Source organism: Enterobacter sp. EGD-HP1, assembly GCF_000733275.2.
Lineage (GTDB): Bacteria > Pseudomonadota > Gammaproteobacteria > Enterobacterales > Enterobacteriaceae > Enterobacter.
The window spans coordinates 59,602-85,924 of sequence record NZ_AVOP01000005.1 but is presented as its reverse complement, the minus strand read 5'-3'; the positions used below and the strand labels follow the sequence as shown (position 1 = coordinate 85,924).

The 26,323-nt window shown below is 56.0% G+C and carries 22 protein-coding genes; 9 read left to right on the top strand and 13 right to left on the bottom strand.

Features of this window, described 5'->3' with window-relative positions:
- Positions 1-25 precede the first annotated feature (25 nt).
- Positions 26-298: a barstar family protein gene (locus N037_RS06310; RefSeq protein ID WP_032639748.1), complete on the top strand. Its 273-nt coding sequence runs from the start codon at positions 26-28 to the stop codon at positions 296-298.
- A gap of 61 nt (positions 299-359) precedes the next feature.
- Here N037_RS06310 and yhcN (N037_RS06305) read toward each other — a convergent pair whose 3' ends face one another.
- The 3 genes from yhcN (N037_RS06305) to argR all read right to left on the bottom strand — a co-directional run bounded on the left by yhcN (N037_RS06305) (position 360) and on the right by argR (position 1,847).
- Positions 360-626, bottom strand: coding sequence for a peroxide/acid stress response protein YhcN (gene yhcN / locus N037_RS06305; RefSeq protein WP_032639746.1), 267 nt, complete (start codon positions 624-626; stop codon positions 360-362).
- Positions 627-737: 111 nt separating this feature from the next.
- The gene (gene yhcN / locus N037_RS06300; protein ID WP_032639744.1) at positions 738-1,001 is read right to left on the bottom strand and encodes a peroxide/acid stress response protein YhcN; all 264 of its coding nucleotides are present in this window, start codon (positions 999-1,001) and stop codon (positions 738-740) included.
- A 375-nt stretch (positions 1,002-1,376) separates the two neighbouring features.
- Positions 1,377-1,847, bottom strand: coding sequence for a transcriptional regulator ArgR (gene argR, locus N037_RS06295; RefSeq protein WP_023309388.1), 471 nt, complete (start codon positions 1,845-1,847; stop codon positions 1,377-1,379).
- Between the two features lie 397 nt (positions 1,848-2,244).
- Here argR and mdh point away from each other — a divergent pair, with 397 nt between their 5' ends.
- Complete coding sequence (gene mdh / locus N037_RS06290; RefSeq protein WP_023333628.1) at positions 2,245-3,183, top strand: malate dehydrogenase; 939 nt, start codon at positions 2,245-2,247, stop codon at positions 3,181-3,183.
- A gap of 56 nt (positions 3,184-3,239) precedes the next feature.
- Here the strand turns inward: mdh and degS are convergent, their stop codons facing one another.
- The 3 genes from degS to zapG form a co-directional block, all read right to left on the bottom strand.
- Positions 3,240-4,307, bottom strand: coding sequence for an outer membrane-stress sensor serine endopeptidase DegS (gene degS, locus N037_RS06285; RefSeq protein WP_023333627.1), 1,068 nt, complete (start codon positions 4,305-4,307; stop codon positions 3,240-3,242).
- A gap of 91 nt (positions 4,308-4,398) precedes the next feature.
- A complete protein-coding gene (gene degQ / locus N037_RS06280; RefSeq protein WP_032639742.1) occupies positions 4,399-5,766 on the bottom strand; it encodes a serine endoprotease DegQ in 1,368 nt (455 codons plus the stop codon).
- A gap of 171 nt (positions 5,767-5,937) precedes the next feature.
- Complete coding sequence (gene zapG / locus N037_RS06275) at positions 5,938-6,336, bottom strand: Z-ring associated protein ZapG (RefSeq protein WP_008502832.1); 399 nt, start codon at positions 6,334-6,336, stop codon at positions 5,938-5,940.
- Positions 6,337-6,525: 189 nt separating this feature from the next.
- On the opposite strand from zapG, the gene zapE reads away from it, so the two are divergent.
- The 5 genes from zapE to sspB all read left to right on the top strand — a co-directional run bounded on the left by zapE (position 6,526) and on the right by sspB (position 10,286).
- A complete protein-coding gene (zapE, locus tag N037_RS06270; protein ID WP_032639740.1) occupies positions 6,526-7,650 on the top strand; it encodes a cell division protein ZapE in 1,125 nt (374 codons plus the stop codon).
- Between the two features lie 349 nt (positions 7,651-7,999).
- The gene (gene rplM, locus N037_RS06265) at positions 8,000-8,428 is read left to right on the top strand and encodes a 50S ribosomal protein L13 (RefSeq protein WP_006178824.1); all 429 of its coding nucleotides are present in this window, start codon (positions 8,000-8,002) and stop codon (positions 8,426-8,428) included.
- A gap of 15 nt (positions 8,429-8,443) precedes the next feature.
- Positions 8,444-8,836, top strand: coding sequence for a 30S ribosomal protein S9 (gene rpsI, locus N037_RS06260; RefSeq protein ID WP_003860436.1), 393 nt, complete (start codon positions 8,444-8,446; stop codon positions 8,834-8,836).
- 308 nt (positions 8,837-9,144) lie between these two features.
- Positions 9,145-9,783 carry a stringent starvation protein SspA gene (sspA, locus tag N037_RS06255; protein ID WP_023333624.1) on the top strand — a complete coding sequence of 213 codons (639 nt, stop codon included), beginning with the start codon at positions 9,145-9,147 and terminating at the stop codon, positions 9,781-9,783.
- Positions 9,784-9,788: 5 nt separating this feature from the next.
- Complete coding sequence (sspB, locus tag N037_RS06250; RefSeq protein ID WP_032639781.1) at positions 9,789-10,286, top strand: ClpXP protease specificity-enhancing factor; 498 nt, start codon at positions 9,789-9,791, stop codon at positions 10,284-10,286.
- A 28-nt stretch (positions 10,287-10,314) separates the two neighbouring features.
- Here sspB and gltD read toward each other — a convergent pair whose 3' ends face one another.
- Both gltD and gltB read right to left on the bottom strand, forming a co-directional pair.
- Positions 10,315-11,733, bottom strand: coding sequence for a glutamate synthase subunit GltD (gltD, locus tag N037_RS06245; RefSeq protein WP_023333622.1), 1,419 nt, complete (start codon positions 11,731-11,733; stop codon positions 10,315-10,317).
- Positions 11,734-11,742: 9 nt separating this feature from the next.
- On the bottom strand, positions 11,743-16,203 hold the full coding sequence (gene gltB, locus N037_RS06240; RefSeq protein ID WP_032639738.1) for a glutamate synthase large subunit: 4,461 nt from the start codon (positions 16,201-16,203) through the stop codon (positions 11,743-11,745).
- A gap of 687 nt (positions 16,204-16,890) precedes the next feature.
- On the opposite strand from gltB, the gene N037_RS06235 reads away from it, so the two are divergent.
- Complete coding sequence (locus N037_RS06235; RefSeq protein ID WP_156369710.1) at positions 16,891-17,832, top strand: TIGR01212 family radical SAM protein; 942 nt, start codon at positions 16,891-16,893, stop codon at positions 17,830-17,832.
- Here N037_RS06235 and N037_RS06230 read toward each other — a convergent pair.
- On the bottom strand, positions 17,812-19,314 hold the full coding sequence (locus N037_RS06230) for a helicase HerA-like C-terminal domain-containing protein (RefSeq protein WP_032639734.1): 1,503 nt from the start codon (positions 19,312-19,314) through the stop codon (positions 17,812-17,814). The two genes, N037_RS06235 and N037_RS06230, sit on opposite strands and share 21 nt — an antisense overlap.
- 137 nt (positions 19,315-19,451) lie before the next feature.
- Here N037_RS06230 and N037_RS06225 point away from each other — a divergent pair, with 137 nt between their 5' ends.
- Complete coding sequence (locus tag N037_RS06225; RefSeq protein ID WP_032639731.1) at positions 19,452-21,089, top strand: dihydroxyacetone kinase subunit DhaK; 1,638 nt, start codon at positions 19,452-19,454, stop codon at positions 21,087-21,089.
- Positions 21,090-21,179: 90 nt separating this feature from the next.
- Here the strand turns inward: N037_RS06225 and ahr are convergent, their stop codons facing one another.
- The 4 genes from ahr to holC form a co-directional block, all read right to left on the bottom strand.
- Complete coding sequence (gene ahr / locus N037_RS06220; protein ID WP_032639729.1) at positions 21,180-22,199, bottom strand: NADPH-dependent aldehyde reductase Ahr; 1,020 nt, start codon at positions 22,197-22,199, stop codon at positions 21,180-21,182.
- A gap of 83 nt (positions 22,200-22,282) precedes the next feature.
- Positions 22,283-22,786, bottom strand: coding sequence for a GNAT family N-acetyltransferase (locus N037_RS06215; RefSeq protein WP_032639727.1), 504 nt, complete (start codon positions 22,784-22,786; stop codon positions 22,283-22,285).
- A 123-nt stretch (positions 22,787-22,909) separates the two neighbouring features.
- Entirely contained in the window at positions 22,910-25,765 is a 2,856-nt protein-coding gene (locus tag N037_RS06210) for a valine--tRNA ligase (RefSeq protein WP_023309367.1), read from the bottom strand.
- Complete coding sequence (holC, locus tag N037_RS06205; RefSeq protein WP_008502815.1) at positions 25,765-26,208, bottom strand: DNA polymerase III subunit chi; 444 nt, start codon at positions 26,206-26,208, stop codon at positions 25,765-25,767. The genes N037_RS06210 and holC overlap by 1 nt, the downstream gene beginning before the upstream one ends.
- Positions 26,209-26,323 lie beyond the last annotated feature (115 nt).

The following is a 26,323-nucleotide window of genomic DNA, read 5'->3' as shown; positions in this document are numbered from 1 at the left end:
GCTCGCCTGGACTGGGTGGCTGGCAATGAAAACCTATACGTTTGATTTTGACGAGATCGACAGTCAGGAAGACTTCTACCGTGAATTTATCCGGGTGTTTGATCTTGAACGGGAAAGCGTGACGAATCTGGATACGCTGTGGGACGTGGTCACCGGCAGTCAGTTGCCGCTACCGCTGGAAATTGAGTTCATCCATTTGCCCGACAAGCTTCGCAGACGTTTTGGCGCGCTGATATTGCTGTTTGATGAAGCGGAAGAAGAGCTTGAAGGGCAGCTGCGCTTTAACGCGCGGCATTGAATGAAAAAAGCCCCTGACCATGAGGCCAGGGGCAAGTCGTATGATGAGATACGACGAGGGTTTATTTATACAGCTCTGCCGTTGCATGCCAATGGTCACCCTGATTCAGTTCGGTGACGCGATAGCTGGTGGCGCCTGCTTTTTCAGCTTTGGCGGCAAGTTCGTGACGAATATCCATCGGTGAACCGGTGACAGACGTTACGGAGATGCTGCCCATACGCTGTAGATTTTGTGCCTGGTCGGCATTCACCTGCTGTACGGCTGCGCTTGCGCCGAAAGAGAGAACAGATGCCAGACCGAGGGTTGCGATGATCAATTTGCTTTTCATAGTCTTTACTCCTGAATAGGGTTTTTTACTCAACGGCGAGAAGGGTTGAACCGCTATTTTTATGCCTGGTGCCGTTGAGTGGAGATTTACGTTTTCAGTTATTACTAAAACTTATTTGTACAGCTCAGCGGTGGCGTGCCAGTGGTCACCAGAACGCGCTTCGATGATGCGATAGGATGATGCACCCTGTTCTTCCGCTTTTTTGTTCAGCATCTCATGCATGTCCATTGGCGATGTGCCGACCGCGCCGACAGAAACCGTACCGATGGCCTGGCGGGATTGCGCCTGGTCAGCATTGATAGCGTCAGCCGCGAAAGCACCGAATGACAGGACAGACAGGACGCTCAGCGCCGCTACAGTTGATTTGAGTTTCATGATTCTTACCTCGTCGAATTTTTTAGTGGGGTCTTGTTTCGTGACCCTCATCACAAAATCAAGTATACACTAATAACGGAAAAAATTAATACCAGACTAATGGTTTCCATTGTTATTACGTGTTAACCAGTCTGTTTTTTATAACCAAATTGCATAATATTGAGCGTTTTTTGTTCGTGATTGATGGTTATATCTAATTAAATCATATGGATATGAGCTTTTGATTTTTTGTGCGATTTTTTGATTTAACATTCACCAGATGAATGTTAATAGGTGGTAAAAAGCACTATTTGTCAAAGTGAAGGGCAGTGGAAAAGAGGGGGAAACGCAGCGGAAGCAGAACGATCCCCGCAGCGGCGCTACGGGGAGAGGGGATTAGAGTTCCTGTTCGAACAGAACCAGAATCGCTTCGTGGAGATCTTTCACGGAGAAACCGCTAGCCGGTGTGGTAAAGATGGTGTCATCGCCAGCGATAGTCCCGAGGATACCCTCCGTTTTACCCAGCGAGTCCAGCATGCGGGCAATCAGCTGTGCGGCACCAGGGCTTGTGTGGATCACCACGACGGCATCGTTATGATCGATATCCAGAACCAGATTCTTGAGCGGGCTGGAGGTGGTCGGCACGCCAAGTTCTGCCGGCAGGCAATAGACCATCTCCATCTTGGCGTTACGGGTACGCACCGCGCCAAATTTCGTTAACATGCGGGAGACTTTCGACTGATTGATGTTATCGAAGCCTTGTTCCTGCAGCGCCTGAACAATTTCTCCCTGAGAACTGAATTTCTCTTCTTTAAGTAGCGCTTTAAACGCCTTTACTAATTCTTCTTGCTTAGACGAGCTTCGCATAAGTCACCCGGAATATGACGATAGAAACAACATTATTATGCATGTGGATGAATTTTTATGCAAATTATCTACTCAGCGCCAGGCTGAAATAATGTTATGAAAGGGAGTGATTTTATCAGATTTCGTTATCAGAAAACATGCCTGGGTCACGCCGCGCAAATAAGCTTAAAAGTAAATTAAATGTTATCAAAATGATGTTGTTTTGGTGGCGTGGCAGGGTGTATTGTAACCACCTCTTAAAGCGTTGCCCTCTGTCGTCAGATAGTCTTCTGGTGAGAGATAAAGTCGCGTGACCTCAAATTCTTTAGCTACGAAAATTGTAATTATTTACTTGCTGAATTATGGTCGCCGCAACGGATTTACAGATACTTAAGTTAACCATAATAAGGAGTTTAGGATGAAAGTCGCAGTCCTCGGCGCTGCTGGTGGTATCGGCCAGGCGCTTGCCCTACTACTGAAAACCCAACTGCCTTCAGGCTCAGAACTCTCCCTGTACGATATTGCTCCGGTAACCCCAGGTGTGGCGGTTGACCTGAGCCACATCCCGACCGCTGTAAAAATCAAAGGCTTCTCCGGTGAAGATGCACGTCCTGCACTTCAGGGTGCCGACGTGGTGCTGATTTCTGCAGGCGTGGCGCGTAAGCCAGGCATGGATCGTTCAGACCTGTTCAACGTCAACGCGGGCATCGTGAAAAACCTGGTGCAGCAGATTGCAGAAATCTGCCCGAAAGCATGCATCGGTATCATCACTAACCCGGTGAACACCACCGTAGCTATCGCGGCAGAAGTGCTGAAGAAAGCGGGTGTTTACGACAAAAACAAACTGTTCGGCGTGACCACACTGGATATCATCCGTTCCAACACCTTTGTTGCTGAGCTGAAAGGCAAGCAGCCAACAGAAGTGGAAGTTCCGGTAATCGGCGGTCACTCTGGCGTCACCATCCTGCCTCTGCTGTCCCAGATCCCTGGCGTAAGCTTCACCGAGCAGGAAGTGGCTGACCTGACCAAACGCATCCAGAACGCGGGTACCGAAGTGGTAGAAGCGAAGGCGGGTGGCGGTTCTGCAACCCTGTCTATGGGCCAGGCGGCTGCGCGTTTTGGTCTGTCATTGGTTCGTGCTCTGCAGGGCGAGAAAGGCGTTGTTGAATGCGCTTACGTTGAAGGCGATGGCGAACACGCTCGCTTCTTCTCTCAGCCGCTGCTGCTGGGTAAAAACGGTATCGAAGAGCGTAAATCCATTGGTACCCTGAGCGCGTTTGAAAAACACGCGATGGAAGGCATGCTGGATACGCTGAAGAAAGATATCACCCTGGGCGAAGAGTTCGTTAACAAGTAAAACGAACCGTCTCCCGGTAAAAAAACGGAGCGTATCGCTCCGTTTTTTTATGCCTGTCAGTTCGTGGCCGGGTATTCCTGAATGGTTACGTGGAGCGTTAGTTTCTTATCGTTGCGCATGACTTCGACAGGAATAATAGAGCCCGGGCGAATTTCAGCCACCTGATCCATCGTCTCCAGCGCAGAGACCGCTGGCGTGCCGTTGACCGACACGATGACATCATTGACCTGAATCCCCGCGTTGGCCGCCGGACCACCCGGCGCCACCTCGTTAACCACGATGCCCTGAATCTGATCGATACCGCCGCCCTGGGTATGCATCGGTGCTATCTCGCGCCCGCCAATACCGATATAGCCGCGGATCACGCGGCCATCGCGGATCAGCTTATCCATAATTTTGGTCGCCAGCTGGAACGGAATGGCAAAGCCGATCCCTTCCGGTGTCTCACCGTCGTTACTCTTATCGAACGAGAGGGTGTTGATGCCCATCAGTTCGCCCAGCGAGTTGACCAGCGCCCCACCGGAGTTACCGTGGTTAATTGAGGCATCGGTTTGCAGGAAGTTCTGTCGCCCGGAGGGGTTCAGACCAATACGACCTGTCGCGCTGATAATCCCCTGAGTGATGGTCTGGCCGAGGTTGTAAGGGTTGCCGATAGCCATTACGACGTCACCAATATGCGGGGTGCGCTTACGGTTTATCGGTATAACCGGCAAACCGCCCGTCGCGTTAATTTTAAGGACGGCCAGGTCGGTAAGGCTGTCAGACCCAACGAGTAACGCCTCAAACACGCGGCCATCCTGCAGAGCGACGATAATCTGGTCGGCATCGTTAATCACGTGCTTGTTGGTAATAATGTAGCCGCGCTCGTCCATGATCACGCCAGAGCCGAGGGTACGGATCTCCAGCTGGTTGTGGGCTGAGGTATTCAGACCACGGTTATAGACATTTACCACGGCAGGTGCGGCACGGCGGACGGCCCCGTTATAGGTGGCCGGCGTTTCATCCGTGCTATCGAACTGGGGAGCCGACAGTTTATTGAACTGACGTAAAGACGGCAGCGCCAGCAGCAGTAGGCCAGCGACAATCAAACCGATGACAATAGAACGTAAGAGCTTTAAAAGCATGATGCGCGTGTCGTTAAAAAAGGAACGATTTGCAGCATAACATGAGTTATCCGGACATCACACGCAGCGGTGATGTCCGGGTCGCAAATGCTTAGCGCAACAGAATATAGATGGACTCATTGCCACGCATGACCTGCAGGGCAATCACCGCCGGTTTACTTTCCAGCACCTTGCGCAGTTCGGCAATGGACTGCACGCGATTGCGGTTTACACCGATGATCACGTCATCCTGATGCAATCCAGCCTGTGCGGCAGGGCTGCTCTTCTCGACGGTGTCGATGCTAATGCCTTTCGTACCGTCTTTCAGCTGCCCGTCGCTCAAGGTAGCCCCTTGCAGCGCCGGGGCGATAAGCTCCGCACTGGCCGAGGAAGAGGTGCTCTTATCCAGCGTCACTTCAACGTCAAGCGGCTTACCGTCACGTATCAGGCCCAGCTTCACTTTGGCGCCAGGTTCCGTTGTGGCAATCCGTGAACGCAGTTCTGCAAAGCTGCTCAGCGGTTTGTCGTTCAGGCTGACGATCACATCACCCGACTTCACGCCCGCTTTTGCCGAGCCGGAGTTTGGCAGCACTTCACTGACAAACGCCCCGCGCTGTACGTTGATGTTGAACGCTTTTGCGATATCCGCGCTCATCTCCATCCCTTTTATACCCAGCAGCCCGCGTTTGATTTCACCGAACTGGATGAGCTGCTGCGCCAGCGTTTTGGCCATATTGCTGGGGATGGCAAAACCGATCCCGATGCTGCCGCCGCCCGGTGCCAGAATCGCCGTGTTGATTCCAATCAGCTCGCCGTTAAGGTTAAGCAATGCTCCACCGGAGTTCCCACGGTTGATTGAGGCATCGGTCTGGATAAAGTTTTCCAGCCCTTCGAGATTGAGGCCGCTGCGCCCGAGCGCAGAGACAATCCCGGAGGTGGCGGTTTGCCCTAAGCCAAAGGGGTTGCCCACGGCGACGGCAAAATCGCCGACCCGCAGTTTGTCGGAATCCGCGATGGCAATCTGGGTCAGGTTGCTTGGGTTTTGAACCTGCAATAGCGCGATGTCGCTCTGGTCATCGCCGCCAATCAGTTTGGCATCAAATTCACGGCCATCGTTCAGCTGGACGCTGATTTTATCGGCCTGGCTGATGACGTGATTGTTGGTCAGGATATAGCCTTTTGCTGCATCAATAATGACGCCTGAGCCCAGGCCTTCAAAAGGCTGAGCCTGCTGGTCAGGAGCCTCATCGCCAAAATATTTTTTCAGTTCTTCAGGGACGCGTTGGCTTTGTACTGCGGTGCCCTCGACCTGAACGCTGACGACCGCAGGCAACACTTTTTCCAGCATTGGCGCGAGGCTTGGAATGGCCGCCTGACCAGGCACCTGGGAGGGAATGGCGGCGAATACAGGGACGGACGCCGAGAGAGATAACCCGACACTTAACGCGATAGCGCTCAACAGCTGGTTTTTTTTCTTCATCGATGTTGACTCTCGTAACCTGGAATAAAGGAAAAACGGCCCCAAAAACACGTTGATGTTATTGAATTTTAAACCGCTGAACAATGAGGTGTTTAACTAAATGATAGCTGGGGTCATCAAGAAAGGACGGGCGCAATCGCTGCGCCCGTAAAATAAATTCAGGTTGTGCGATTAATCGCGTTTTACACCGCCGCGCAGCAGGCCGGACGCGCCATCGGAATAGTCGCGAGGCATCTGAACGGGCGCCTGATCGTTACCGGCTTCAGAGTCAGCCAGACGGTTGCGGAACGGGTTGGTTTCCGCGGTCATTTCCGGCAGCAGGCTGCTGGAGCTTTTTGCCATATGTTGATACAGCTGACGATAGTCGGTCGCCATATTGTCCAGCAGCTCTGCGCTACGGGCAAAATGGCTGACCAGCTCTTCACGATACTCTTCCAGCTCGGCTTTGTTCTTTTCCAGTTCGTACTGCAGTGACTGCTGCTGACGCAATTTGCGATTACCGAAACGCATGGCCACAGCACCGATGACGATGCCGACGACTAAACCGATTAGCGCATATTCCCAGGTCATGAACTTCTCCCGTTGTCTTGTTGTTCCGTAGGGTGTTGGCTCGGCTCCTGCCTGTGCCTGATAATGCCACTATAACCGCTATTTCTGCAGAAGTGGAATCCTGACGTATCATCGCGTAGTGTAGAACGGCCTTTTTTTCATCAGTCACGTCTGCTGGTGAGCGTTAATTGAAGGAATAACAATAAGATTATGCAAAACCTGTCCCCTGCATCGCGATATCAACAGGCCCTTAACGAGGGCACTCATCAGCCTGATGACGTCCAACGTGAGGCGGTAAACCGTCTGGAGATGATTTATCAGGAGCTGACGGCAAAACCCGCTGAAGTTGAACAGAACGGTGGGCTAAAGGCGGCATTTGGGCGGTTGCTCGGTAAAAAAGCGCCACAGGCTTATGCGCCGGTTCGCGGTCTCTATATGTGGGGCGGGGTCGGACGTGGTAAAACCTGGCTGATGGACATGTTCTACCAGAGCCTGCCTGGCGCACGTAAACAGCGTCTGCACTTCCATCGTTTTATGCTGCGGGTGCATGAAGAGCTGACCGCACTGCAGGGCAAGAGCGATCCGCTGGAGATTGTGGCCGACAGGTTCAAGGCGGAAACGGACGTGCTCTGTTTCGATGAGTTTTTTGTGTCTGACATCACCGATGCCATGCTGTTAGGCGGCCTGATGAAAGCGTTATTTGCCCGCGGTATCACGCTGGTGGCCACGTCGAATATCCCGCCGGATGAGCTCTATCGTAACGGCTTGCAGCGGGCACGCTTCCTGCCCGCCATCGATGCTATCAAACAGCATTGTGACATCATGAACGTCGATGCCGGCGTCGATTATCGTCTGCGCACGCTGACCCAGGCGCACCTGTGGCTTTCGCCATTAAATGCAGAGACCACCCGCGAGATGGATGCACTTTGGCTGGCGCTGGCGGGAACAAAACGCGAGCACGCCCCGGAACTCGAGATTAACCATCGCCCGCTGCCCACCCTCGGTGTCGAAAACCAAACGCTGGCGGTCTCCTTTACGACGCTTTGCGTGGATGCCCGCAGCCAGCACGACTACATTGCGCTTTCGCGACTGTTCCACACCGTGATGGTGCTGGATGTACCGGTAATGACGCGGCTGATGGAGAGTGAAGCACGGCGCTTTATTGCGCTGGTGGACGAGTTTTATGAGCGCCACGTCAAGCTGGTGGTCAGCGCCGAGGTACCTTTATATGAGATTTACCAGGGCGAGCGGCTGAAGTTTGAGTTCCAGCGCTGCCTGTCGCGCCTGCAGGAGATGCAGAGCGAGGAATACCTGAAGCTGGAGCATATGCCGTAACAAACGCCACCCCCTCCCTGTGGGAGAGGGGCTGGGGGTGAGGGTACCAGACGTTAATAAATGCCACCCTCTCCCTGTGGGAGAGGGGCCGGGGGTGAGGGCACCAGACCGCACAATACTTAACCCCGAAAAACCCATTCCAAATCACATTTAAGGGTCGATCTTTGACCTCAACTTCTCTATAATCTTGCGACCCCACGTTACGAGAAGGTTTTTTTCCCGAAACTTTCTATGTGTCGGCATTAGCTATTCGAAGGGGTAGGTTTGCCGGACTTTGTCGTGTGAACCTCAACTGACTAAACGTTTGGGTGTTCACCAACGTGTAACTTATTATTTGGGTAAGCTTTTAATGAAAACTTTTACAGCTAAACCAGAAACCGTACAGCGCGACTGGTATGTTGTTGACGCGACCGGTAAAACTCTGGGCCGTCTGGCTACTGAACTGGCTCGTCGCCTGCGCGGTAAGCATAAAGCGGAATACACTCCGCACGTTGATACCGGTGATTACATCATCGTTCTGAACGCTGATAAAGTTGCTGTTACCGGCAACAAGCGTACTGACAAAGTGTACTATCACCACACCGGCCACATCGGTGGTATCAAAGAAGCGACCTTTGAAGAGATGATTGCTCGCCGTCCTGAGCGTGTGATTGAAATCGCGGTTAAAGGCATGCTGCCAAAAGGCCCGCTGGGTCGTGCTATGTTCCGTAAACTGAAAGTTTACGCAGGCAACGAGCACAACCACGCGGCACAGCAACCGCAAGTTCTTGACATCTAATCGGGATTATAGGCAATGGCTGAAAATCAATACTACGGCACTGGTCGCCGCAAAAGTTCCGCAGCTCGCGTTTTCATCAAACCGGGCAGTGGTAAAATCGTAATCAACCAGCGTTCTCTGGAACAATACTTCGGTCGCGAAACTGCCCGCATGGTAGTTCGCCAGCCGCTGGAACTGGTTGACATGGTAGAAAAACTGGATCTGTACATCACCGTTAAAGGTGGTGGTATCTCCGGTCAGGCAGGTGCGATCCGTCACGGTATCACCCGCGCTCTGATGGAGTACGACGAATCCCTGCGTTCTGAACTGCGTAAAGCTGGCTTCGTTACTCGTGACGCGCGTCAGGTTGAACGTAAGAAAGTGGGTCTGCGTAAAGCACGTCGTCGTCCACAGTTCTCCAAACGTTAATCCATTCTGCTTACGCAGAACGATTGGCGAAAAACCCGCTTCGGCGGGTTTTTTTATGGATAATGCGCAGGTTATCCACAATCTCCATGCATATATCTTCTCTTTTTCCACATTTCCAGAATCCCCTCACCACAAAGCCATCAAAATCTGGTAAACTATCATCCAATTTTCTGCCCAAATATCGGTGAATACTCGGTTTTTGTTCGTTTCTTGAACAATGTGTTTTCTCTGGGATGGGCGATACAACATCTGGCTGGCCCCTGTTGGGCTGGTAGCAGTAAAAATTCTGAATATACCTGGAGGTTTTCATGGCTGTCGCTGCCAACAAACGTTCGGTAATGACGCTGTTTTCTGGTCCTACTGACATTTATAGCCATCAGGTTCGTATCGTGCTGGCCGAGAAGGGTGTCAGTTTTGAGATCGAGCATGTGGAAAAGGATAACCCGCCTCAGGATCTGATCGATCTCAACCCGAGCCAAAGCGTACCGACGCTGGTGGATCGCGAGCTGACCCTGTGGGAATCCCGTATCATTATGGAATATCTGGATGAGCGTTTCCCGCATCCGCCACTGATGCCTGTTTACCCTGTCGCGCGTGGTGAAAGCCGCCTGTACATGCAGCGTATCGAAAAAGACTGGTACTCTCTGATGAACGTTATCGTCAGCGGTTCCGCTTCTGAGGCCGACGCTGCGCGTAAGCAACTGCGTGAAGAGCTGCTGGCAATCGCCCCTGTGTTTGGTCAGAAACCGTTCTTCCTGAGCGACGAGTTCAGCCTGGTGGATTGCTACCTGGCTCCGCTGCTGTGGCGTCTGCCTACGCTGGGCGTTGAGTTCAGCGGCCCTGGCGCGAAAGAGCTGAAGGGCTACATGACTCGCGTATTTGAACGCGACTCTTTCCTGGCATCTTTAACTGAACCGGAACGTGAAATGCGTCTCGGCCGAGGCTAATGACTGTGGAAATGTCACAACTTACCCCACGCCGTCCGTATCTGCTGCGCGCCTTCTATGAATGGCTGCTGGATAACCAGCTCACGCCGCACCTGGTTGTGGATGTGACGTTGCCGGGCGTGCAGGTTCCTATGGAATACGCGCGTGACGGGCAAATCGTACTGAACATAGCCCCGCGTGCGGTGGGTAACCTGGAGCTGGCAAACGATGAAGTGCGCTTCAATGCGCGTTTCGGCGGCGTGCCGCGCGTGGTCTCCGTACCGCTGGCAGCGGTGCTGGCTATCTATGCGCGTGAAAACGGTGCAGGTACCATGTTCGAGCCGGAAGCGGCGTATGATGAAGATGTTGCCAGCCTGAATGATGACAACGCATCCGATGAGCGCGAAAGCGACACGGTGATGTCACTTATTGATGGCGATAAACCCGATCGTCACGACGACAATGACCCTGATGACGATCCGCCTCCGCGCGGTGGTCGTCCGGCTCTTCGCGTCGTGAAATAAAAAAACAGGCCCAATCGGGCCTGTTTTTTTACACTTCCAGGTAGTTCAGTATCCCGTCAGCCGCTTTACGCCCTTCGGCAATCGCCGTCACCACCAGGTCAGAACCGCGAACGATATCGCCGCCGGCGAAGATTTTCGGGTTACTGGTCTGGAACGCATTATCGCTGCCTTCTGGCGCGATTACGCGGCCCTGAGAATCCAGCTCGACGCTGTGCTTCGCCAGCCACTCCATGCTGTGAGGACGGAAACCGAACGCCATCACCACGGCATCGGCCGGGATCACGTGCTCAGAACCGGCGACGATCTCGGCGCGACGACGGCCTTTCGCATCCGGTGCCCCCATCTCAGTGCGCGCCATCTTCACGCCGCTCACTTTACCGTTAGCATTCACTTCAATACCCAGAGGCTGGATGTTGAACTGGAACTCCACGCCCTCTTCACGCGCGTTTTTCACTTCGCGTTTAGAGCCCGGCATGTTCTCTTCGTCACGACGGTAGGCGCAGATCACGTGTGCCGCGTTCTGACGAATAGACGTACGCACGCAGTCCATCGCGGTATCACCACCGCCCAGCACCACTACGCGTTTGCCTTCCATGCTGACGAAAGGTTCTTCGGCGGTTTCGCCGTAGCCCATAATCTGCTTGGTGTTGGCAATCAGGAACGGCAGCGCGTCGTACACGCCCGGCGCATCTTCGTTCTCCAGACCGCCGCGCATGGACTGATAGGTGCCGACGCCGAGGAACACGGCGTCGTAATCCTTCAGCAGGTCGTCGAGCTGCACGTCGCGGCCCACTTCCACGTTCAGTTTGAACTCAATGCCCATGCCGGTGAAGATTTCACGGCGACGGGTCATGACCTCTTTTTCCAGCTTGAAGGCCGGGATACCGAAGGTCAGCAGACCGCCGATTTCCGGATGACGGTCAAAGACCACCGCCTTCACGCCGTTGCGGGTCAGCACGTCCGCACAGGCCAGGCCCGCCGGGCCCGCACCGATGATGGCCACGCGCTTGTCGGTTTGCTTCACGCCGGTCATATCCGGACGCCAGCCCATCTCGAACGCTTTATCGTTGATATAGCGCTCAATGTTACCGATGGTCACCGCGCCAAACTCGTCGTTCAGCGTACAGGAGCCTTCGCACAGGCGGTCCTGAGGACACACGCGGCCGCACACTTCCGGCAGGGTGTTGGTCTGGTGAGACAGCTCGGCGGCTTCAAAAATACGTCCTTCATTGGCCAGCTTCAGCCAGTTCGGGATGTAGTTGTGTACCGGACATTTCCATTCGCAGTAAGGGTTACCGCAGGACAGGCAGCGGTCTGCCTGTGCTTTGGCCTGGCCTTCTGAAAACGGCTCGTAGATTTCAACAAATTCAATTTTACGGATCTTCAGCGGTTTCTTTGGCGGATCAACACGCTGCAGGTCGATAAACTGGTATACGTTCTGGCTCATCTGAATTCCTTACTGCGCCTGCACGCGCAGCTCTGCTGCGCTACGACTACGGTGACCCAACAGGGCTTTAACATCGCTGGACTTCGGCTTAACCAGCGCGAATTTCGCAGAGAACGCCGGCCAGTTCGCCAGGATCTCTTCGCCGCGCGAAGAACCGGTATGCTGCACGTGTTCGGTAATCAAACCGCGCAGGTGTTCTTCGTGAATAGCCAGGGTATCAACGTCCAGCACTTCCACCAGCTCCGGGTTCACGCGTTTGCGGAACTCACCGTCTTCATCCAGGACGTACGCAAAACCGCCCGTCATGCCTGCGCCGAAGTTCACGCCGGTTTTACCCAGAACGCAAACAATCCCGCCCGTCATGTATTCACAACCGTTATCGCCAATGCCTTCCACCACGGTAATAGCACCGGAGTTACGCACCGCGAAACGCTCGCCCGCACGGCCCGCGGCAAACAGACGACCGCCGGTCGCGCCGTACAGGCAGGTGTTACCGATGATGCTGGCTTCATGGCTGCGGAAGGCTGAGCCTACCGGAGGACGCACCGCCAGCAGACCGCCCGCCATGCCTTTGCCGACGTAGTCGTTGGCATCGCCGGTCAGATACAGCTCAACGCCGCCTGCGTTCCACACGCCGAAGCTCTGACCCGCGGTCCCGCTGAAGTGCGCGGTAATCGGATCTGCTGCCAGTCCCTGATCGCCGTGCGTCTGCGCGATGTAGCCGGAGAGCGACGCACCGACTGAACGGTCGGTGTTGCGGATATCAAACCAGAACGTTTTGCTCTGCTTGTCGTCCACGTACGGTTTCGCCTGCTGCAGCAGCTGCGCGTTCAGCACGCCGTTATCAAACGGCGGGTTGTTCTCGGTGCAGTAGACCGCTTTGCCAGGGTGCGGCTGCGCGGTTTCCAGCAGCTTAGACAGCTCAAGCTTCTGCTGCTTCGCCGTGAAACCGTCCAGCTCTTTCAGCAGGTCGGTACGGCCAATCAGGTCCACCAGGCGTTTCACGCCCAGCTGCGCCATCAGCTCGCGGGTTTCGCGGGCGATGAAGTCAAAGTAGTTGGTCACTTTGAACGGCAGGCCGTGGTAGTGATTCTTACGCAGCTTCTCGTCCTGGGTCGCAACGCCCGTTGCGCAGTTGTTCAGGTGGCAAATACGCAGGTATTTACAGCCGAGCGCAACCATCGGGCCGGTGCCGAAGCCGAAGCTTTCCGCGCCCAGAATCGCCGCTTTGATGATGTCGAGGCCGGTTTTCAGGCCACCGTCCACCTGCAGACGGATCTTGTGACGCAGACCGTTAGCCACCAGCGCCTGCTGGGTTTCCACCAGGCCAAGCTCCCAAGGACAGCCCGCATATTTCACGGAGGAGAGCGGGCTTGCACCAGTACCGCCGTCGTAGCCAGCGATGGTGATGAGATCCGCATAGGCTTTCGCCACGCCGGTAGCGATGGTGCCGACGCCCGGTTCGGAAACCAGCTTCACGGAGATCATCGCCTTCGGGTTGACCTGCTTCAGGTCGAAAATCAGCTGCGCTAAGTCCTCGATAGAGTAAATATCGTGGTGCGGCGGCGGGGAGATCAGCGTCACGCCCGGCACGGAATAGCGCAGTTTGGCGATGTACGGGGTAACTTTATCACCCGGTAGCTGACCGCCTTCGCCCGGTTTAGCGCCCTGAGCAACTTTAATCTGGATCACGTCGGCGTTGACCAGGTACGCAGGCGTTACGCCAAAACGACCGGATGCCACCTGCTTGATACGGGAGACTTTGTTAGTACCGTAACGTGCAGGGTCTTCACCGCCCTCGCCGGAGTTGGAGTTGCCGCCGATGCTGTTCATGGCTTCCGCTAGCGCTTCGTGGGCTTCCGGGCTAAGCGCGCCGATGGACATCGCCGCGGTATCGAAGCGTTTGAACAGTTCGGATGCAGGCTCAACCTCGTCAATGCTGACCGCTTCATCACCCGGGTTCAGAGCAATGAGATCGCGCAGCGTTGCCGCCGGACGGTTATTTACCAGCTCAGCGTACTGCTGGTAATCACTGTATTCGCCGCTCTGAACCGCCTGCTGCAGCGTGCGCACCACGTCCGGGTTGTATGCGTGGTATTCGCCACCGTGAACGTATTTCAGCAGACCGCCCTGATCCAGCGGCTTACGTGCCAGCCAGGCGCGTTTGGACAGGTTCACCAGATCCTGCTGGAAGTCAGCAAAACCAGCGCCGCCGATGCGGCTGACCACGCCCTGGAAGCAGAGGTTGGCGACCTCGTCATGCAGGCCGACCGCTTCAAACAGCTTCGAACAGCGGTAGGAGGCAATGGTCGAGATGCCCATTTTGGACATGATCTTGTACAGACCTTTGTTGATGCCGTTACGGTAGTTCAGCATTACCGCGCGGTAGTCTTTGTCGATCGCGCGGGTATCCACCAGGCGGGCCAGCGTTTCGTAGGCCAGGTACGGGTAGATCGCCGTCGCACCAAAGCCTAACAGCACGGCAAAGTGGTGCGGGTCGCGGGCGCTGGCGGTTTCGACAATGATGTTGGCGTCGCAGCGCAGGCTCTTGTCGACCAGACGCGTCTGGATAGCGCCCACCGCCATCGGGGCAGGCACCGGCAGACGGTTTTTCGCGATATTACGGTCGGACAACACCAGCAGAACGGTACCGTTACGCACCATCTGTTCGGCTTTGTCACACAGCGCATTCACCGTCTCTTCGAGGCTCGCGTCGTTCACGTCGAAAGTAATATCGAGCGTGTCGGCGCGGTAGTGCTCCTCTTTCATGGTGGTGAGCTGTTTGAAATCGGAGTACAGCAGGATCGGCGATTTAAAGGTCAGACGGTGCGCCTGGCCTTCTGCTTCGCAGAAGACGTTCATCTCGCGACCGATGCTGGTCGCCAGCGACATCACGTGCGCTTCACGCAGCGGGTCGATCGGCGGGTTGGTGACCTGCGCGAACTGCTGACGGAAGTAATCGTAAATGATGCGCGGCTGGCTGGAGAGCACGGCAAACGGGGTATCGTCACCCATAGAGCCGACCGCTTCCTGGCCGTTTTCACCCAGGACGCGAATAACAGAGTCCAGCTCTTCCGCGCTGTAGTTAAACTGTTTCTGGAAGCTCGCAAGCGCATCGTCGTCCAGTTCGCGACGACCCACTTCTTCATCCGATAAATCTTCGAACGGCACGAGGCGACGCACGTTCTTTTCCATCCACTCTTTGTACGGATGGCGGCTTTTCAGATCGTGATCGGTTTCGGCTGAGTGCAGAATGCGCCCGCCGCGGGTGTCGATAACCATCAGCTCACCCGGACCGACGCGGCCTTTCTCGACCACTTCGTCAGGCTGGTAATCCCAGATACCAACTTCAGAGGCGCAGGTGATGAGCTTGTCTTTGGTGATGACGTAGCGCGCCGGACGCAGACCGTTACGGTCCAGGTTACAGGCAGCGAAACGTCCGTCGGACATGACGATGCCCGCCGGGCCGTCCCACGGCTCCATGTGCATGGAGTTAAAGTCGAAGAAGGCGCGCAGCTCAGGGTCCATATCCGGGTTGTTCTGCCATGCCGGCGGCACAAGCAGACGCATGGCGCGCACGATGTCCATCCCGCCGGCCAGCAGCAGTTCAAGCATGTTATCCATTGAGCTGGAGTCCGAGCCGGTTTCGTTCACGAACGGCGCGGCATCGTGCAGGTCAGGGATCAGCGGGGTCTGGAACTTATAGGTACGAGCGCGGGCCCACTGGCGGTTACCGGTGATGGTGTTGATCTCGCCGTTGTGCGCCAGGTAGCGGAACGGCTGAGCCAGCGGCCAGCGAGGAACGGTGTTGGTAGAGAAGCGCTGGTGGAACAGGCAAATGGCCGATTCCAGACGCAGGTCCGCCAGGTCCAGGTAGAAGCGCGGCAGGTCAGCCGGCATACACAGACCTTTATAGATGTTCACCAGGTTAGAGAGACTACAAACGTAGAACTCTTTATCGTCCTGGAGACGTTTTTCAATGCGGCGGCGGGCGATAAACAGACGGCGTTCCATATCGCGCGGACGCCAGCCCGCAGGCGCATTAACAAAAATTTGTTCGATACGAGGCAGCGAGGAGAGGGCGATTTCACCGAGCACCCCTTCGTTGGTTGGCACATTGCGCCAGCCGACAATCGACAGGGTTTCACGCTGAAGTTCTTCTTCGACGATGCGGCGTGAGGCGGCAGCCTTTTCAGGATCCTGGTTCAGGAACAGCATGCCGACAGCGTAGTTTTTGGCTAAACGCCAGCCGCGCTCTTCCGCCACGATGCGGAAGAAACGATCCGGTTTTTGCAGCAGCAGGCCGCAACCGTCGCCGGTTTTACCATCGGCAAGAATCGCGCCACGGTGCTGCATTCGGGCCAGTGCGTGAATAGCAGTACGCACTACCTTGTGGCTAGGTTCGCCTTCTATGTGGGCGATCAGGCCGAAACCACAGTTATCCTTCTCAAGGGATTTATCGTACAACATATCAGTGAACCTCCCCAGGCTCGTCGGGCTTCCCACTGAACTTAACCGTGGCGCACAGGCACAGAAAGAGCATGGCGACGGGGTTTGCGTTTCATACGCGGACCTCGCATTCGCCCTCTTTTTCATCCTTTCGCGCAGGTAAACAAGTTTGAGGACTTGCTTCAGAGGGAATCTCAATTACTGCATAAATATGATGAGCAGGCCGCTCATCCAGAAAGCTTCCAGCGGATTTCCAACTTATCGGGAATTGGTACACAGGTCAAATGGCAATCTTATTTATACAAAAATGTGCTAAAGAGAGTTTATGCTATTGTAATTAAAGGGTATTTAACTATTTTTACATTGATTGCATGCCCTGGCAGGACGTAGCGGAGTGTGATCTGACTCACTATATGAAAGCGGTATTATCAATGTAGCGTGCTGAATAGCAGTTTTATAGCAGAATAATAATCTGGCATTGGCTGCAAACCCGCATAAAGCCACTGTTTTTCAGTGGTGGCGCTATAAATGAAAAAAACAATCAGAACATAAGGAAAAGTAATCACGGATAGCGTGAATGAAATTGCAGTAATCCTGAGTATTTATTCATATAGATAAAGGCCGTCCAGGGCGATTGATCCAGGTCATCGCCGACAGAGGCTAAAAGTGGCAGGCTTGTCCCCTTTCTCCGGGGCGGTCTATCAGATTATGCAGTTACAGAAATTAGTCAATATGTTTGGTGGGGATCTTTTGCAGCGGTACGGGCAAAAGGTTCATAAGCTGACGCTGCACGGCGGGTTTAGCTGCCCGAATCGCGATGGCACCATCGGGCGCGGCGGCTGCACCTTCTGTAACGTTGCGTCCTTTGCTGACGAAGCCCAGCAGCATAAATCTATCGCTGAACAGCTCGCCCATCAGGCGAGCCTGGTAAACCGCGCGAAGCAATATCTGGCCTATTTCCAGGCCTACACCAGCACGTGGGCGGAGGTCCAGGTGCTGCGCTCGATGTACCAGCAGGCCGTCAGCCAGGCTAACATCGTTGGGCTGTGCGTGGGCACGCGCCCGGACTGTGTGCCGGACGCGGTGCTGGACCTGCTCAGCGAGTACAAAGAGCAAGGCTACGAGATCTGGCTGGAGCTGGGCCTGCAGACCGCGCACGACAAAACCCTGCACCGTATCAATCGCGGCCATGATTTCGCCTGCTACCAGCGCACCACGCGCCTGGCCCGCGAGCGGGGGCTGAAGGTCTGTTCGCACCTGATTGTTGGGTTACCCGGTGAAGGTCAACAGCATGGCCTTGAAACGCTGGAAAAGGTGGTTGAGACCGGCGTGGACGGCATTAAGCTGCACCCTCTGCATATTGTTACGGGAAGCATTATGGCGAAAGCCTGGGAAGCGGGGCGGTTAAGCGGTATTGCGCTAGAGGACTATACGGTGACGGCGGGGGAGATGATTCGCCACACGCCGCCTGAAATTGTCTACCACCGCATCTCGGCCAGCGCCCGCCGTCCAACGCTTCTGGCACCGCTATGGTGTGAGAACCGCTGGACGGGGATGCTGGAAATCGACCGCTATCTGCAGGAGAACGGCGTACAGGGGTCGGCGCTTGGCCGCCCGTGGGTTCCCCGATTACCGGCGACGGCCGCCTAACAAACTTCCCAGCATGCCGCGCACTATCTGATTGGTGACCTGTCGCGCCGCGCTTTTCGCCATGGTTTGTACCACGCCGTCGCGCTTGCCGCCGCGCGGCCCGGTGCTGCCGAACAGGATGTCTTTCAGCCCGCCCAGAATGCCGTCATCTACCGCGACGGACTGTCCTTTAGCGGCAGGCGCATCCTGCGATTCGGTGGTCGCCTGCACCCCTTTTTGCAGCATTTCGAACGCGGACTCGCGATCCACCTCGTCTTCGTACTTCCCGTAAACCGGAGAGTGGTTAATCAGGCCGTTACGTTCATCGTCGGTAACCGGCCCCATGCGCGAGCAGGGCGCGATTACCATGGCGCGCTCCACTACGGACGGGCTGCCCTTCGCATCAAGGAATGAGATCAGCGCTTCACCGGTGCCCAACGCCTGAATCGCCGCTTCGGTATCAAAGGCAGGATTGGCGCGCATGGTTTGCGCGGCGGCTTTCACCGCTTTCTGATCCTTCGGCGTAAAGGCGCGCAGGGCGTGCTGCACGCGGTTACCAAGCTGGCCGAGCACGTTATCCGGGATATCCGAGGAGTTTTGCGAGACAAACCAGACGCCAACGCCTTTGGAGCGGATCAGGCGGATGACCTGTTCAATTTTATCCAGCAGGACCTGCGGTGCGTCGTTGAACAGCAGGTGCGCTTCGTCGAAGAAGAAGACCAGCTTCGGTTTATCCAGATCGCCTGCTTCGGGTAACTGCTCGTAAAGCTCAGAGAGCATCCACAGCAGGCTGGCGGCGTAGAGCTTTGGCATCTGGTAGAGCTTCTCGGAGCTCAGAATGTTGATGATGCCTTTGCCGCTGCTGTCGGTGCGCATCCAGTCTTTGATATCCAGCATCGGCTCGCCGAAGAAGTGTTCGGCCCCCTGTTGCTCCAGGGTCAGCAACCCACGCTGAATGGCACCCACCGAGGCGCTGCTGATATTGCCGTACTGGTTCTGGAAGGATTTGGCGTTATCGCCGATGTACTGGGTAATGGCGCGCAGATCTTTGAAATCAAGCAGCAGCAGTCCCTGATCGTCAGCAATGCGGAAGATGATATTCAGCACGCCGGACTGCACGTCGTTGAGGTTAAGCAGACGGGCCAGCAGCAGCGGGCCGAGATCGGAGACGGTGGCGCGCACCGGGTGGCCTTTCTCACCAAAGATATCCCACACCACCACCGGATTGTTATGCGGCGTCCAGTCCGTGATGCCAATATTCTTCAGCCGTTCGAGCAGTTTTTCAGAGGCCGTCCCTTCCTGAGCCACACCGGTTAAATCGCCTTTCACGTCAGCCATAAAGACCGGAACGCCAATCTCCGAAAGCGACTCCGCCAGTTTTTGCAGGGTGACGGTTTTCCCCGTTCCGGTCGCTCCGGTGATCAGACCGTGGCGGTTCGCCATCGCGGGCAATAAATACAGCTCTTTTTCCAGCGTCCGGGCAATTAACAATGGTGTACTCATGATGCGCTTCCTCTCTTAGTCCTGGGTGGAGTATAGGCAACCTGAAAGCAATTTGGTTGAGTAAATTCCTGACTTTGCGGCGCATTATCCAGCGCGGACTATGCTTTTGCATACGGTTCACAAAATAGTGGGAAACTATGTCCAGATTCTTCTTTAACGATCGCAAACAGCTGGTCAACGATGCCATTGAAGGCATACTGCTTTCTGCGCCACACGCAAATCTCGTCAAACTTGATATCGATCCGGCCATCAGGATCGTCGCACGCGGCGACTGGGACAAAAGCCGCGTGGCGGTGATCTCCGGTGGCGGCTCCGGCCATGAACCGGCACATGCCGGGTTTGTCGGCAAAGGGATGCTGACGGCGGCAGTGTGTGGCGATCTGTTTGCCTCGCCGAGCGTGGATGCGGTGCTGAATGCCATTGTGGCGGTCACGGGCGATCGCGGCTGCCTGCTGATCGTCAAAAACTACACCGGCGATCGCCTGAACTTTGGTCTGGCGGCTGAAAAGGCCAAACGCTATGGCCTCAAGGTGGAGATGGCGATCGTGGCGGACGATATCGCGCTGCCGGATAACAAACAGCCGCGCGGTATTGCCGGTACGGCACTGGTGCATAAGATTGCGGGCTATGCGGCGGAGCAAGGGAAATCGTTGAGTGAGGTGCGGGATATTGCGCAGCAGGCCTGCGACAACCTCTGGAGTCTGGGCGTTGCGATGCAAACGTGCAACCTGCCGGGCAGCGACGATGAAGAGGGACGCATTAAGCAGGGCCATGTCGAGCTGGGTCTGGGCATTCACGGTGAGCCGGGTGCTTCCGTCGTGGATACGCAGAACAGCAAAGCCATTATCGACACGCTGGTGGCGCCGTTACGCGTGCAGGCGGGTGAGGGGCGGTTTGCGGTATTGATTAACAACCTCGGCGGCGTATCGGCGCTGGAGATGGCGCTGCTGACCAAAGAGCTGGCGCATTCGGCGCTGAAAGAGGAGATCGCGTACCTGATAGGCCCCGCGCCGCTGGTGAGCGCGCTGGACATGAAGGGCTTTTCGCTCACGCTGCTGAAGCTCAACGATTTCTTTGAAAAGGCGATTCACGCCGAGGTCGAAACGCTGGGCTGGCAGAAGCCTGTTGCGTTTGCGCCACTGCGCATCGTGGCGCATACCGCCATTCACGATCGCGTGGAATACACTCCGTCGGACAATCTGCGGGTGGGCGTGTATGTTTCCTCGGTGACGAAAACGCTGCTCCAGCTGGAAAACCGACTGAACGCGCTGGATGCCAAAGTGGGCGACGGTGATACGGGCTCTACCTTTGCGCAAGGCGCGCGGGATATTGCGCAGCGTCTGGAGGATCGCAAGCTCCCGCTTGATAACGTATCGACGCTGCTGCTGGTGGTGGGCGAGCGGCTGGCCACGGTGATGGGCGGATCGAGCGGGGTGCTGATGTCGATCTTCTTTACCGCGGCCGGTCAAAAGCTTCACGATGGCCAGCCGCTGCCCGAGGCATTGCTCAGCGGGCTGGCGCAGATGAAGCAATACGGTGGCGCAGATCTCGGCGATCGTACCCTGATCGACGCGCTGCAGCCGGCGCTGGAGGCGTTGCGGAAAGGCGATATTGAGTCAGCGGCGAAGGCCGCACAGCAGGGGGCTGAAGCGACTGCGAAGATGATGAAAGCGGGCGCGGGGCGCTCGTCGTATGTGAATAAAGAGAACCTGGACGGGGTAATGGACCCGGGGGCGGTCGCGGTGGCAGAGGTGTTTTCTGCACTGGTGCGATAGGTGAGAATAGCCCGGTAGCGCTGCGCTTACCGGGCCAACAAAATCAGATCCAGGCCGGGTAAGGCGAAGCCGCCACCCGGCACTGTCACATCAGAAATCCGCTTTCAACACCACGCGGTAGCGGGCTTTGCCGTCACGCACGTGCTGGATTGCTTCGTTGATTTTCGACATCGGATACAGTTCGGTGGTCGGGGCCACTTTGGTGCGTCCGGCAAACTTCATCAGCTTGCGCAACTCAAACGGCGTACCGGTCGCGGAGCCTGACACGCTGCGATCGCCGCCGATCAGGGTAAACGCCGGAACCGGCAGCGGCTTCATTACGGCACCCACGGTATGGAAATTGCCGCCGTAGGCCAGCGCTTCAAAGTACGGCTGCCAGTCGAGATCGACGTTTACGGTGTTGATGATCAGATCAAACTGCCCAGCCAGCGCGTTCAGCGCGTCAGGATCGCGGCTGTTTACGACTTTATCCGCACCCATCGCCAGCACTTCTTTCTCTTTCGCCGGGTTCGAGCTGAACGCCGTGACTTCACAGCCCATCGCGTGCAGCAGCTTGATGGCGATATGGCCCAGACCGCCGATACCGATCACGCCCACGCGGCTGGTGGCGGTGATATGGTGCATCAGCAGCGGTTTGAAGACGGTGATACCGCCGCACAGCAGCGGACCAGCGGATTCGATATCAATACTGTCCGGCAGCGGGATCACCCATTGCCAGTCGGCGCGAAGCTTGTCGGCAAAACCGCCTTTGTTCAGAATGGTGGGAACGGCGCCTTCGAGGCAGTTGATCTGATTGCCGCTGATACAGGCGTCGCAGTGGCCGCAGCTGCGTGCCGTCCAGCCAATGCCCACGCGCTGGCCCACTTTCAGCCCTTTGTCCTGCGCGGCGCTACCGAGCGCCACGACGCGACCAATGACTTCGTGCCCGGCAACCAGCGGATAGCTCGAGAAGCCCCATTCGTTGTCGATCATCGAGAGATCCGAGTGGCAGATCCCGCAGTAATCAACCTGTACTTCGACGTCTTCAGCTTTTAGAACGCCTGCATCGTACTCGTACAGCTCAAGTTCTGCACCCGCCTGCGGTGCGGCGTAGCTTTTTATCTTCGACATCGTGTTTCCCCCGTTATGGTGTGAACTGTGAGTGTAGAGCATTCAGTTTACAGCCGCTTAACAGAAGAGGGCAGGAACGAAAATTACAGACTTTTCAGCATTCTGACTTCGCAATCAACGTGGCCGGTACAGCCCAGCGGCGTATCGATATGCTCAAAGCCCAGATGTTCATACAGGCCGATGGCCTCTTTGAGAAAAGCGGTGGTTTCAAGGTAGCAGCGGGTAAAACCCTGCTCGCGCGCGTGGTCCAGCGCCATCAGCGCCAGCTTTTTTGCCAGCCCTTGCCCGCGCGCCGTTGGCAGGAAATACATTTTCTGTAGTTCACAGATATCCGGCTCGCTGCAGCTGAGGGGCGCCACGCCGCCGCCGCCCACCACCAGGCCGTTCTGCTCGATTACCCAGTAGGCATGCCCTGGCTGGCTGTAGAGCTGGTAAAGCTCGTCCAGGTTCGGGTCAGCAACCGTGTAGCCTTTGTCAGCCGTCAGGCCATATTCGGCAGAAACGGTGCGGATAACGGCGGCGATAGCCGAATTATCCTGCTCAGTGATCCGACGCATCGTCGTCGCGACGGGGGTAATCACGCTCATAGCATTACTCATAACAAAAATTGACACATAACTGCTGTTAATAGCACCGCAGAAAGGGGAGTGCAAGCGAGGAGTTTTCAGGAAGGATACCCCTTACGCCCTGAAGCGTAAGGGGTAAAAGCATTACAGTGCGGCAATAACCGCCTGCTGCTCAATCAGTTTGGTCTTCGCATCGGCGAAAGCAACCAGACGCTCACGCTCTTTGGCGATGACCGCTTCCGGCGCGCGGGCCACAAAGCCTTCATTCGCCAGCTTGCTTTCGATTTTGCCAATTTCCACGTCGACTTTCGCCACTTCTTTCGCCAGACGCGCCAGCTCGGCGTCTTTGTCGATCAGGCCCGCCATCGGGATCAGCAGCTCGGCGCCGTCGATGATTTTGGTCACGGAAACCGGACCTTTGTCATCCGCAGGCAGCACGGTGATGCTTTCCAGACGCGCCATGGTCTTGAGGAAGGTGTTGTTCTCGGTGACGCGACGAACAGCCGCTTCGCTGCAGCCACGAAGCAGCAGCTCCAGCGGTTTGCCAGGGGCGATGTTCATTTCAGCACGGATGTTACGTACCGCAACGATCGCCTGTTTCAGCCACTCGGTATCCGCGGACGCCGCTTCGTCAACCTTGGCCGCATCGAATTCCGGGAACGGCTGCAGCATGATGGTATCGGCGTTGATGCCTGCAATCACCTTCACGCGCTGCCAGATAGTTTCGGTGATAAATGGAATGACCGGATGCGCCAGGCGCAGCAGACCTTCCAGAACGGTAATCAGCGTGTTGCGCGTGCCGCGCAGTTCCGCCTCAGTACCGCCGTTCATCACCGGCTTCGCCAGCTCCAGATACCAGTCACAGAACTGGTTCCAGGTGAATTCATACAGGATGCCCGCCGCGATATCGAAGCGGTAGCTGTCCAGCGCCTCGCGGAAGGCTTTCACCGTCTGGTTGAATTCCGCCAGGATCCAGCGGTCTGCCAGAGACAGGGTCATTTCGCCGCCGTTGAAGCCGCAATCCTGATCTTCGGTGTTCATCAGCACGAAGCGGCTGGCGTTCCACAGCTTGTTACAGAAGTTACGGTAACCTTCCAGACGCTTCATGTCCCAGTTGATGTCACGGCCGGTAGAAGCCAGTGCCGCCAGGGTGAAGCGCAGGGCGTCGGTACCGTGAGACTCGATCCCGTTCGGGAACTGCTTCTCGGTGCGCTTGCGGATTTTCTCGGCCAGCTGCGGCTGCATCATGTTGCCGGTACGTTTTTCCAGCAGGTCTTCCAGAGAAATACCGTCAACCATATCCAGCGGGTCAATCACGTTCCCCTTCGACTTGGACATCTTCTGGCCTTCGTCGTCGCGGATCAGACCGGTCATGTAGACGGTATGGAACGGAACCTGCGGCTTGCCGTCTTCGTCTTTGATGAAGTGCATGGTCATCATGATCATGCGGGCAATCCAGAAGAAGATAATGTCGAAGCCGGAGACCATCACGCTGGTTGGGTGGAACTGACGCAGCGCGTCGGTGTTTTCTGGCCAGCCGAGGGTGGAGAAGGTCCAGAGCGCGGAGGAGAACCAGGTGTCCAGCACGTCTTCGTCCTGACGCAGCGCAACGTCTGCGCTCAGGTTGTTTTCCTGACGCACTTCGTCTTCGCTACGGCCAACGTAAACGTTGCCTTCGTTGTCGTACCACGCCGGAATACGGTGACCCCACCACAGCTGACGGGAGATACACCAGTCCTGAATGTCACGCATCCAGGAGAAGTACATGTTTTCGTACTGCTTCGGCACGAACTGAATGCTGCCGTTTTCAACCGCTTCGACAGCCGGTTTCGCCAGCACGTCGGCACGCACGTACCACTGGTCGGTCAGCATTGGCTCGATCACCACGCCGCCACGGTCGCCGTACGGTACGGTCAGATCGTGAGGTTTGATCTCTTCCAGCAGGCCGAGTGCGTCGACGGCAGCCACAATCGCTTTACGCGCGGCAAAGCGTTCCAGCTTCTGGAACTCAGCCGGGATGTCGCTGGAATAAACGTCGGATTCGTTGCCTTTGGTGTCATACACTTCTGCGCTTTCGCGGATATCGCCGTCGAAGGTCAGAATGTTGATCATCGGCAGGGCGTGACGACGACCGACTTCATAGTCGTTGAAATCGTGCGCCGGGGTGATTTTTACGCAGCCGGTGCCTTTTTCCATGTCGGCGTGTTCGTCGCCCACAATCGGAATACGGCGGTTTACCAGCGGCAGCACCACAAATTTGCCGATCAGGTCTTTATAACGCGGATCTTCCGGGTTAACGGCCACGCCGGTATCGCCCAGCAGGGTTTCCGGACGGGTAGTGGCAACCACCAGGTAATCTTTACCGTCGGCGGTTTTTGCGCCATCGGCCAGCGGATAGCGAATATGCCACATGGAGCCTTTAGACTCGCGGTTTTCCACTTCCAGGTCAGAGATGGCGGTACGCAGTTTTGGATCCCAGTTTACCAGGCGTTTGCCGCGGTAAATCAGGTCTTCTTTGTACAGGCGGACGAAGACTTCTTTAACGGCGTTGGACAGGCCTTCGTCCATGGTGAAGCGCTCGCGCTCCCAGTCCACGGAGTTGCCGAGACGGCGCATCTGACGGGTAATGGTGCCGCCGGATTCTGCCTTCCACTGCCAGATTTTGTCGATGAACGCGTCGCGACCGTAGTCGTGGCGGGTTTTTCCTTCTTCAGCGGCAATTTTACGCTCAACCACCATCTGGGTCGCGATACCCGCGTGGTCAGTCCCCGCCTGCCACAGGGTGTTTTTACCCTGCATGCGCTGGTAGCGGATCATGGTGTCCATGATGGTCTGCTGGAAAGCATGACCCATATGCAAACTGCCGGTGACGTTCGGCGGCGGGATCATGATGCAGAAGGACTCTTTGCTTTCGTCGCCGTTAGGCTTGAAATAGCCCTGCTGTTCCCAGTGCTCGTAAAGCGGCTGTTCGATATCGCGTGGGTTATATGTCTTTTCCATTATTTCCAGGTTGCCGTATTCAGGTTAAAACCAGCCAGGCGGTACGCTTTATAGCGTTCGCGCGCCAGTTGTTTCAAAGATTCTTCGTAAGGGACAAAGTCTACCACTTCTGTGAAAGCGGTGGCAAAATCTGCAAAATCTATCCGCAGGCTAATCAGAATATCGCGCGCGCTGCTGTTGCGCTTTTGCGGCCAGGCAATTTCAACCGGTGCTCCACCGCGCGGCCCTTCGCCCGACAGGTTATGCGGGACAAAACTCTCCGGCGGACGCGCCCACAGCGCTTCATCCAGGCGAATGGCCTGCTGTTCATCTTCACAGGCAATCAGAACGCGTTTACCTGCGCGCCAACGTTCTGCGGCAATTTCACACACCAGCTGTTCGACGGCGCTGAGGCCATCCTGATGGGTGTCGTTGTCCAGAAGGTAGAACGTTGCATTCTTCATATATGGGGCTTCTTGTCGTGGATTTAAATGCAAAGCCGGGTGGCGCTACGCTTACCCGGCCTACGGTTGAGTGATGCTGTAGGCCGGGTAAGGCGAAGCCGCCACCCGGCGTTGT